Here is a 1,748-nt window from a genome sequence, read left to right as displayed (position 1 = left end):
CCTCGGCCGGCCGGCGGAACCGCCCGCGGCCACGCTTCATCCGGGCTCTCCACCGTCCGGCCTCATGCGACTCAGCCTTTCCCGGGCGGCTGCGGATCACGAACCCGCGCGGCGTGGACTGCCGTCCTCCCTGCACCCGGACCCGCTGCTGGCAGTCTCATCCTCATGACCATCGAGATCAGGGCGCTCACGCACGCGGACATCGACGCCGTTGTCGGGCTGTCGCTGCGGGCATGGGCGCCGGTCTTCGCATCCTTCGAGACTGTGCTGGGCGAGGACATCTACCGCCGGATCTACCCGGACTGGCTGTCGTCGCAGGCCCGCGACGTGGCGAAGGTGTGCACCGAACACGCCGCGACCACGTGGGTGGCCACTGCCGGCGACGAGCCGGTCGGCTTCGTCGCTCTGGTGCTCAACGATGCGGACCGCGGCAGCGAGATCGAGATGCTGGCGGTCGACCCGGCGCACCAGCGCAAGGGCATCGCGGACGCGCTGATCTCGTACGCCGTGGAGCAGGCGCGAGCGGCGGGAGCGCAACTGGTGGCGATCGGGACCGGTGGTGACCCGGGCCACGCACCGGCCCGCCGCGCGTACGAGAAGGCCGGCTTCACCGCGCTGCCCCAGGTCAGGTACTACCGGGCGCTCTGACGGCGGCGGGGTTACGGTCGGTGGATGACGTGGTCGACGTACGGATCATTCTTGATCTTCGCGATCGTGCTCGTCCTGGTGCCGGGCCCGGACTTCGCGGTGATCACCAAGAACACCCTGGCCGGCGGGCGCCGCCGAGGCTCATGGAGTGCGGCCGGAGTGGCCAGCTCCAACGCGGTGCAAGGCCTGGCCGCGGCGGCCGGACTGGGCGCACTCGTGACCCGGGCGCAGCCCGTGTTCCAGGCGATCAAGTGGGCGGGGATCGCGTACCTGGCGTACCTGGGCATCCAGGCACTGCGGTCGGCGCTGGCCGGTCGCTATGCCGAAGCTGGAAGCGAGGCGTCGGGGGCGGGGTGGCGGCAGGGGTTCCTGTCCAACATCACGAATCCGAAGGTGCTGGTCTTCTACCTGGCGGTCTTGCCGCAGTTCCTGGGCCCGGACGCGCCGCTGGGGGCGCTGCTCGCGCTGGCGTTGAGTCACGCTGTGCTGTCGTTGCTGTATCTGCTCTTGGTGGTGGCTGGGTTGGCGCGGGCTCGGCGGGTGCTGGCTCGCCGGCGGGTTCGGCGCATGCTCGATGCGGCTACGGGGGCGGCGTTGCTCGGGTTCAGCGCCAAGCTGGCCACGGAGTGAGCTGCCCTCCCGGCCGGGGTTGACCGGGGTGTCGCCCTTTCCGCCGACGGCCGCCTGCCTTGTCCGGTTTGCTGCGCCGCTTGTCGCTTTTCGGGGTGGGGGCGCGAGATCTTGGTGAAAGATGGCCGCCATAGGGGCCGATTTTTACCGAGGTCTACCCGCACCACACGAGCCCTGTGCGGCTTGCGTCCCGCCGCCCGCGCGCCGACCCCACTCCTCCCAGATCCTGTGCCGCCCTGTATGCGGTGCCGTGCTCCCGCGTCGGCGATGTCGTGCGCGCGGTGTCGTGCTCTCGTATCGGCGGTGCCGTGCACGCGGTGTCGTGCGCGCATCTGTGGTGCCGTGCGCGCGGGTGCGTTGCCGTGCACCCACGTTGGCGGTGCAGTGCACCCCGTCTGCGGTGCCGTACCCGCGCGCGGTGCCGTGCTCCCGTATCCGCGGTGCCGTGCTCCCGCGTTGGCGGTGCCGTG

Annotated in this window: 2 protein-coding genes; both read left to right on the top strand. The window is 71.1% G+C overall.

Annotated elements, in window-relative coordinates:
• Positions 1 to 165: 165 nt before the first annotated feature.
• Entirely contained in the window at positions 166 to 648 is a 483-nt protein-coding gene (locus AB0C29_RS46825) for a GNAT family N-acetyltransferase (protein ID WP_360834639.1), read from the top strand.
• Between the two features lie 24 nt (positions 649 to 672).
• The gene (locus AB0C29_RS46820) at positions 673 to 1,278 is read left to right on the top strand and encodes a LysE family translocator (protein ID WP_360834637.1); all 606 of its coding nucleotides are present in this window, start codon (positions 673 to 675) and stop codon (positions 1,276 to 1,278) included.
• Positions 1,279 to 1,748 lie beyond the last annotated feature (470 nt).

The sequence above is a fragment of the Actinoplanes sp. NPDC048791 genome (genome assembly GCF_040650095.1).
Classification (GTDB): domain Bacteria; phylum Actinomycetota; class Actinomycetes; order Mycobacteriales; family Micromonosporaceae; genus Actinoplanes.
This window is presented reverse-complemented; position numbering and strand designations above follow the sequence as displayed.